Source organism: Bartonella sp. CL434QHHD (assembly GCF_042195145.1).
Classification (GTDB): Bacteria; Pseudomonadota; Alphaproteobacteria; order Rhizobiales; family Rhizobiaceae; genus Bartonella.
Window position 1 is genome coordinate 1 of the sequence record NZ_JBHINT010000043.1, and the last position, 8,215, is coordinate 8,215.

An 8,215-nucleotide genomic window follows, 5' to 3' on the forward strand; every position below is an offset into this window, starting at 1 on the left:
AAGCTATGACGATACACCAGGAAAATTAAGTTTTTCATTTGGGAGTGGTTTATGGCGCAGTCAATCTGCACTTGCTCTTGGAGCTGGTTATATGTCTGAAAATGGAAGATTTCGCTCTAACGTATCTGCAACGAGTTCTGGGGGACATTGGGGGGTAGGTGCTGGATTTAGGGTAACACTGAATTAACAATAGAAAATTCGAAATAAATTTTCCTTCTCTTATCAAATGCGTTACATGTGCCATTTAAAGAGAAGGAAAGTTATTTTCATCATAAATGAATAGCAATAGAAGATAAGGGCGTATTTCGAGTAAAAATATATTTTTTATTATGAAATTTTATATGAAAAAATCATTTATCATCTCCAAAAGGAATTATTTGAGTAATCGATATTTATTTTTAATATATTGTAATAATATTATTAATGAATGCAGCATTGTTTTTTATGACAAGATAGGGGGTATTTTATTTTGCATAATTCTACTGCTGATAAGATTATTATTGGATTGTATAATGCTATAAAAGGTGATCAATTACATGACAGTGAGCAGCAGATTAAGACAGTTTTTAATGATGCGAAAAAATATATAGATAAATGTTTTTCTGAATCCATAGTATAATGCAATGAGTAATGTTGTTAATGATGCAAAATCTTACACGGATACAAAATTTGAAGCATTAAGATGTGATATTAAGACAGCTCAGAAAGAAGCAAGACAGGCATCCTCTGTTGGTTTAGAAGTATCGAATTTAAGTTATTTTAATATCCTTTGGTCTTTAAGTCTTTGTTTTGGTAGTGGTTTATGGCGTAGTCGATTGGCTTGAGCTATTGGAACCGTTTATATGTCAGAAGATGGAAAGATTCGCTCTAATATATCTGTCACGAGTGCAAGAGGTTACAGGGGGTTAAGTGCAGGAGTAAACTTAACACTGCATTAATAATAAAAAACGCATTCGCCCTTGTTTCATCAGACAAGGGTAAAAATTTTATAAAGAAGTGATATTTTACACAGAAACTCATAGAGTAGTATACTTGTAAAGTTTTATAACAATGTATTCTGTAATAATAATCTTAGTGGGACTAATTTTAGTTACAGTGAAGCATTTTAACAAAAAAAATTACAAATGCAGAGTGATGTTTTTATATAAATTAATAGAGCACGCGTAATCGCACAATATTTTAAAACTGTACAGTTTATAATTTTATTAATAGGAATATCCACTAGGGGGTATGCTTAAAGAAATAAAAAATCTCATTTTTTCCATTTTTATTATTTTCTTTGTATGTAGCAGCGGGAATGATTAAGTAAGACTCACTTTGATCACAACAGGGATATTTAAAGCATAACGATGCACCAGCACTTTTATAAAAGCCTAAAGTGTAAACAATGAGGCTATGAATTCTTGAATTATTTCAAGAATCAGAAAGACGCATTATATAAAAATATAAAAAAATAATTAAATTATTTTTTCCTTGCTATTTTTTAATAATCTGTATAGAGTGCGAAAAATTGATTATAAAGAAACTAGAAATCTTCTCGCAAAGCGGGGTGCGGTAAGTTATGGAAAAATTACAAAATCACAATCGTCTGATCTCAAAAAGCTTTAAGAGATACAAATATAAAACTCATGGGTATCTCGCTTATTTTCACGACAAAAGCACAATAACCCTACAAAAAACGCTCTAAATTACTCAACAAACAACTTAACTCCCTTGCGCAATAAACACCCTTTATTGCCTCTTAAACACACAACACTTAATAATAGCGCGCAAACATGTTTTTTCTACACTTCTTTCACCTTTCTACGCCTTTAAATTTAAAGGCTCTGCTACAGAAAGAAAATCCCCCCTAAAAGGGGAAAATAAACCTTATTAATCGGACTATCAATCAAGGTGGACTACAACCTCATTGATATCTTAGATAGTCCTCTTCCGCATTATGACAACCCTAATCTTTTATAAAACAAGAAAAAACTACCTCTAGAGCTTAGTAGCACCGGAATATGTCTTTTTAATGTTTTCAATATGTTTTTTTTACTTAGAGGATTTATTATGAAAAAAATATTATATACCACACCACACACACTAGCAGTGAGTAATTTAAAAAATTCTTGCTCGTCTTATCGATTACCTTTTATTAAAACGCTTTCATTAGTGTCAGTAGCTGCCTTTTTATCAAGTGCTTCTCCTGTTTTTGCTTGTGATCTTTGGGGTAATGTAGCGCAGTATTTTGGTGGAGGTACAAATATACGTAAAAGTATTGCGCCAACCTATATAATTAACGGTAAAATATATAGAGATGTTGGTTCTGCGTTGTATGGTTTGGAGAATTATGTCGCTGAAACTAGGTATGATAAGTTTGTTAAGCAAGATGCATCAGGACTTATTACAATTGGTGCGGACGTAGGTGGCAATAGAATAACTATCGCAAATAGCTCTCATGGATTGAGGACTCTTACTGGTGTTGCTGATGGTTGGGTTTCGCCAATCTCGTATGATGCAGTCAATGGTTCTCAGCTTTTTTCCCAAGGCATCAGTACTGCGATCTCTTTTGGTGGTGGTGCTGGATACGATAGAAAAGGAAACTGGATAACTCCTACTTTTACAGTTAAGGTCTTTGATAAAAATGGTAATGGAACTGAAAAGGACTATAAGAATGTTGCGGATGCCTTTACTGGCGTAAGTAGTTCTTTCACGAATCTTGATGCAAAGATTGAAAATATTAAGGTGGCAAGTAATAGTCTTGTTAAGCAAGATGATACAGGACTTATTAGCATTGGTGGAGAAGTAAGTGGAACTAAGGTAAGCATTGCAAACGTTGATAATGCAGTTCGGACTCTTTCAGGTGTTAAGGCTGGTTCGATTACAGCAATGTCTACTGATGCGATAAATGGTTCTCAACTTTATTCCATGAGCAATGTAGTTGCAGGCTATTTTGGCGGTGGTGCTGGCTATAAAGATGGAAACTGGAGTGCTCCTACTTTTACAGTTAAGGGCTTTGATAAAAATGGTAATGGAACTGAAAAGGACTATAAGAATGTTGCGGATGCCTTTACTGGCGTAAGTAGTTCTTTCACGAATCTTGATAAAAAGATTGAGAATATAGTCATTGATGCGACAGGTAACAGTCTTGTTAAGCAAGATGATACGGGACTTATTAGCATTGGTGGAGAAGTAAGTGGAACTAAGGTAAGCGTTGCAAACGTTGATAATGCAGTTCGGACTCTTGCGGGTGTTAAGGCTGGTTCGATTACAGCAGCGTCCACTGATGCGATAAATGGTTCTCAACTTTATTCCATGAGCAATGTAGTTGCAGGCTATTTTGGCGGTGGTGCTGGCTATAAAGATGGAAACTGGAGTGCTCCTACTTTTACAGTTAAGGTCTTTGATAAAAATGGTAATGGAACTGAAAAGGACTATAAGAATGTTGCGGATGCCTTTACTGGCGTAAGTAGTTCTTTCACGAATCTTGATAAAAAGATTGAGAATATAGTCATTGATGGGACAGGTGATAATCTTGTTAAGCAAGATGATACCGGACTTATTAGCATTGGTGGAGAAGTAAGTGGAACTAAGGTAAGCGTTGCAAACGTTGATAATGCAGTTCGGACTCTTGCGGGTGTTAAGGCTGGTTCGATTACAGCAGCGTCCACTGATGCGATAAATGGTTCTCAACTTTATTCCATGAGCAATGTAGTTGCAGGCTATTTTGGCGGTGGTGCTGGCTATAAAGATGGAAACTGGAGTGCTCCTACTTTTACAGTTAAGGTTTTTGATAAGGATGGTAATGGAACTGAAAAGGACTATAAGAATGTTGCGGATGCCTTTACTGGCGTAAGTAGTTCTTTCACGAATCTTGATAAAAAGATTGAGAATATAGTCATTGATGCGACAGGTAACAGTCTTGTTAAGCAAGATGATACGGGACTTATTAGCATTGGTGGAGAAGTAAGTGGAACTAAGGTAAGCGTTGCAAACGTTGATAATGCAGTTCGGACTCTTGCGGGTGTTAAGGCTGGTTCGATTACAGCAGCGTCCACTGATGCGATAAATGGTTCTCAACTTTATTCCATGAGCAATGTAGTTGCAGGCTATTTTGGCGGTGGTGCTGGCTATAAAGATGGAAACTGGAGTGCTCCTACTTTTACAGTTAAGGTTTTTGATAAGGATGGTAATGGAACTGAAAAGGACTATAAGAATGTTGCGGATGCCTTTACTGGCGTAAGTAGTTCTTTCACGAATCTTGATAAAAAGATTGAGAATATAGTCATTGATGGGACAGGTGATAATCTTGTTAAGCAAGATGATACCGGACTTATTACCATTGGTGGAAAAGTAAGTGGGGCCAGGGTAAATATCGCGAATGTTGATAATGTGGCACGGACTCTTGCGGGTGTTAAGGCTGGTTCGATTACAGCAACATCGACTGATGCGATAAATGGCTCTCAATTTTATGCCATGAGCAATGTAGTTGCTAGCTATTTTAGTGATAATGCTGGATATGATAAAGATGGAAACTGGAATGCTCCTACTTTTACAGTTAAGGTTTTTGATAAAAATGGTAGTGGGACTGAAAAGAACTATAAGAATGTTGGGGAAGCGCTTTCTGGTGTAAGTAGTTCTTTTACGAATCTTAATCAAAAGATCGAAAGTGTGACAGGTGATAGTTTTGTTAAGCAAAATAGCGCTGGGCTTATTACGATTGGTGGAGACAAGGGTGGTAATAGAATAGATATTGCAAACAGTGTTAATTTTCCACGAGTTCTCTCTGGTGTTAAGGGGGGTGCATTTACGGCAACATCGACTGAAGCAGTAAATGGTGGTCAGATTTATCTTATGACTCAGGCATTTGCAAGTTATTTTGGCGGTGGTGCTGGATATAATAAAGCGGGAAAATGGTCAGATCCTACATTTACAGTTCAAGCCTTTGATAAGAATGGTAATGAAACTGAGAAAAACTATACTAATGTTGCAGATGCGTTTTCTGGCGTTAATAGTGCTTTCAAAATTTTGAATAAGGAGATTGTTAGTATAAAGAATGGCCTTGGTATTGGTGAAACAGAGAGTAAATCACTAGATGGTGATCCTTCGGATATTATTTCAGAAGGCTTTCCTTTTATGAGAAGCGCACGTTTTCTAAGAAGCTTACCTCTTGCCATAGATGAGGAAGAAAGCACCATAGATGAGGCGGATAATTCAACCACGGTAACTGTTGCTCCTAGTGAAATTTTAGAAAAGTCAACTTATGAGGTGACTGACAGTCAGTTTTCGCAGATGAGTAACAGGGTAACCGACGTGACAGGCAGGGTGGATAAAGTTGAAAGCAGGGTAACAGAAGTTGAAAAAAATGTAACCGACGTTACAGGCAGGGTAACAGAAGTTGAAAACAAGGTGAATGTTGCGGTTAGCTATGATACCGATGATAGCGGAAAGAAAATCAATAGCATCACTCTAAAAGGTGTCGATGACAGTGAGCCTGTTTTGATTACGAATGTTCAAGATGGAAAAATTGAACATGGCTCTAAGGACGCAGTGAATGGTGGTCAGTTATACGATCATACCGCGGAGCAGATGAAGATTACTCTTGAAAGTGCGAAAGAGTATACTAAAGAACAAGTCGATAATGGTGTTAATGCGGCGAAATCCTATACCGATATGAAGTTTGACGCACTAAGTTATGATATTACGAATGTGCGCAAAGAGGCAAGGCAAGCAGCAGCGATTGGTTTGGCAGTCTCTAACTTACGTTACTTCGATGACCCAGGATCTGTGAGTGTTTCATTTGGTGGTGGTTTTTGGCGTGGACAATCTGCCTTTGCGATTGGTGCAGGTTATACATCTGAAGATGGCAAGATTCGTTCTAATCTATCAGCAACCAGTGCTGGCGGTCAGTGGGGTGTAGGTGGTGGAATAACTCTGAAATTAAAATAATACCAGAGAATATGAAAAACTACAATTTAAGCGAAGTTTCGCCCTTGTCTCATCAGACAAGGGCGAAATGTTATATTATAGAGAAGTAATATTTTACAGAGAAGTCCATAGAGTAGTATACTTATAAAGTCTTATAACAAGGTATTCTATAGTAATAATCTTAGTGAGATTGATTTTAGTAAAAAGTGAATTACTTTAACAAAAATTTTATAAATACAGCGTAATACTCTCATATAAATTGATAGAGTGCGTAATCGCACAGTATTTTAAAACTGTACGTTCTATAATTTCATTGATAGAAAATATCCATTGGGGGATACGTTTAAAAAAATCAAAAATCGTATTATTATTATTTTATTTATTTGCTCTGTGCATAGCAGTAGCAATCATGAGGTGCGCAACAGCGGCAATTATTAGTAAGACTCATTTTGATCAAAATGGGACACCTAAAACGAACGATTAAACAGAACCTCTAGACAAGTCTATAGTGCATGGAATCTATGAATTTTAAAGTTATAAGGATATTTTACGATTGTATAAATCGGAAAGACTCATTCTGTAAAAATAATTAAATTCATTTTCCTCTTGCTATTTTACGCAATAGTCTATAACATCGCGAAATATTCTTTAGTAAGACTCATTTTGGTAAAAACAGAAAGATGCTCGCAAGGGGGGCGCGACGGATTATGAAAAAAACAAACAATCACCTTCATTTTATTTTGAAGCTCTTTGAGAGAAAAAAATCTAAAGCTCAAGAGTATGCCTCTTATCCCCGCGATAAAAGCGTAATGATTTCACAACAAGTACTCTAAATCATTCAGCCAACAACTTAACCTTTTCCCCTAATAAACATTACAGCCTCTTAATTATACAAAATGAACTCTTTTACTTTAAAAACTATAAACCGCAGATCTAACAATAGGGCGCAAGTATGTCTTCTTCATATCCGTTTTTCACCCTCATTCAGGAGTTTTGTTGCAAAAAAAAGCATCCTTCTTAAAAGCGGAAAAAATAAAAAACCCATTAACCAAACCTTTAATCAACGTCCATCACAACCTTGCCGGACTTCTAATTACTTCTGTTCGCCTCTGCGGCAAACTCAAACTTTATAGAGAACAAACAAAAATCACGTCGTTAATCACCCCTAGCACTGAAATATGACTTTTTAATGTTCTAAATATGTATTTCTTATTTGGAGAATTTGTTATGAAAAAATTATATACCACACCAAAAGCGCTAGTGGTGAATGATTGTAAAAATTCTTGCTCGTTTTATCGACGGCTTTTTATTAAAGCGCTTTCATTGGCTTCAGTGATTATCTTTTTATCAAATGTTTCTCCTGTTGCTGCTGCTACTCAGATTTTAAATAACAAATCAAACGACTTTAGTGGTGGTGCAAATGCGCTTAAAGGTATACCGCCAGCCTATGTAGTTGGCAGTAAATTGTATAGAGATAGTGGCTCTGCATTTGTGGAGGGGGAGGATACCCCCAAGAACTTAAGTCTTAATATTAAGTTTCAGACTAAAGCTGCTTTTGATACTGCATTTGCAGGTACGGAAGGTTATAAGAATGTAGAAGGTTATAAAAGTGTTGCGGATGCATTTTNTGTGGAGGGGGAGGATACCCCCAAGAACTTAAGTCTTAATATTAAGTTTCAGACTAAAGCTGCTTTTGATACTGCATTTGCAGGTACGGAAGGTTATAAGAATGTAGAAGGTTATAAAAGTGTTGCGGATGCATTTTCTGGCACTAATAGTGATTTGGCAGGTTTAAATCATCAGCTTATTGAGATAAAGGAACCCCATGCTATTGGGGAAAAACAAGATAATCCATCTCAAAGTGATGATCAGCATAAGAACACAGACAGCTTTTCTCTTATAAGAAGCTTATCTCGTGAACTAGCCCGAGCGGATGATGAAAAGAAGATAACTATTGCTGCTACCTCACCATTAACTCAAATAACTATTCGGAATAGTGAAGGTGAGACACGGCGTCTTTTGGATGTTTCTCCTGGTGAACTCTCAAAAACGTCAACCGATGCCGTTAATGGTTCCCAGCTTTATGCTCTAGGTGATAAAGTTGCAAAATCTTTAGGTGGTAACGCTAAGTATGAGAATGGCACGTGGACTGCTCCTACATTCAAGGTTAAGCGCTTCAATTCTGATGGTGACGTTACTGACTCGACTTATGACAGTGTCGCGTCTGCCTTTGCCGGTGTTGGTGATTCTATCGCGAATATTAAAAATGAGATTAGCAAAGAAATTGCTGGTGAAAAAAGTGATT

The 8,215-nt window shown here is 36.6% G+C and carries 3 protein-coding genes and 1 pseudogene; all 4 read left to right on the plus strand.

Going from position 1 to position 8,215, the window contains the following annotated elements:
• A partial coding sequence (locus ACFILN_RS07840) for a YadA-like family protein (RefSeq protein WP_375671237.1) occupies nt 1–187 on the plus strand: 187 nt, incomplete at its 5' end.
• 436 nt (nt 188–623) lie between these two features.
• Entirely contained in the window at nt 624–824 is a 201-nt protein-coding gene (locus ACFILN_RS07845; protein WP_273791568.1) for a hypothetical protein, read from the plus strand.
• A 1,228-nt stretch (nt 825–2,052) separates the two neighbouring features.
• Nucleotides 2,053–5,931, plus strand: coding sequence for a YadA-like family protein (locus ACFILN_RS07850; protein WP_375671239.1), 3,879 nt, complete (start codon nt 2,053–2,055; stop codon nt 5,929–5,931).
• Between the two features lie 1,206 nt (nt 5,932–7,137).
• A pseudogene (locus tag ACFILN_RS07855) lies at nt 7,138–8,215 on the plus strand (hypothetical protein); the annotation flags it as partial.

Bases quoted from the DNA above. Each gene is read 5' to 3' on its own strand.
- ACFILN_RS07845 (WP_273791568.1), top strand. From the start codon at position 624: ATGAGTAATGTTGTTAATGATGCAAAATCTTACACGGATACAAAATTT.
- ACFILN_RS07850 (WP_375671239.1), top strand. From the start codon at position 2,053: ATGAAAAAAATATTATATACCACACCACACACACTAGCAGTGAGTAAT.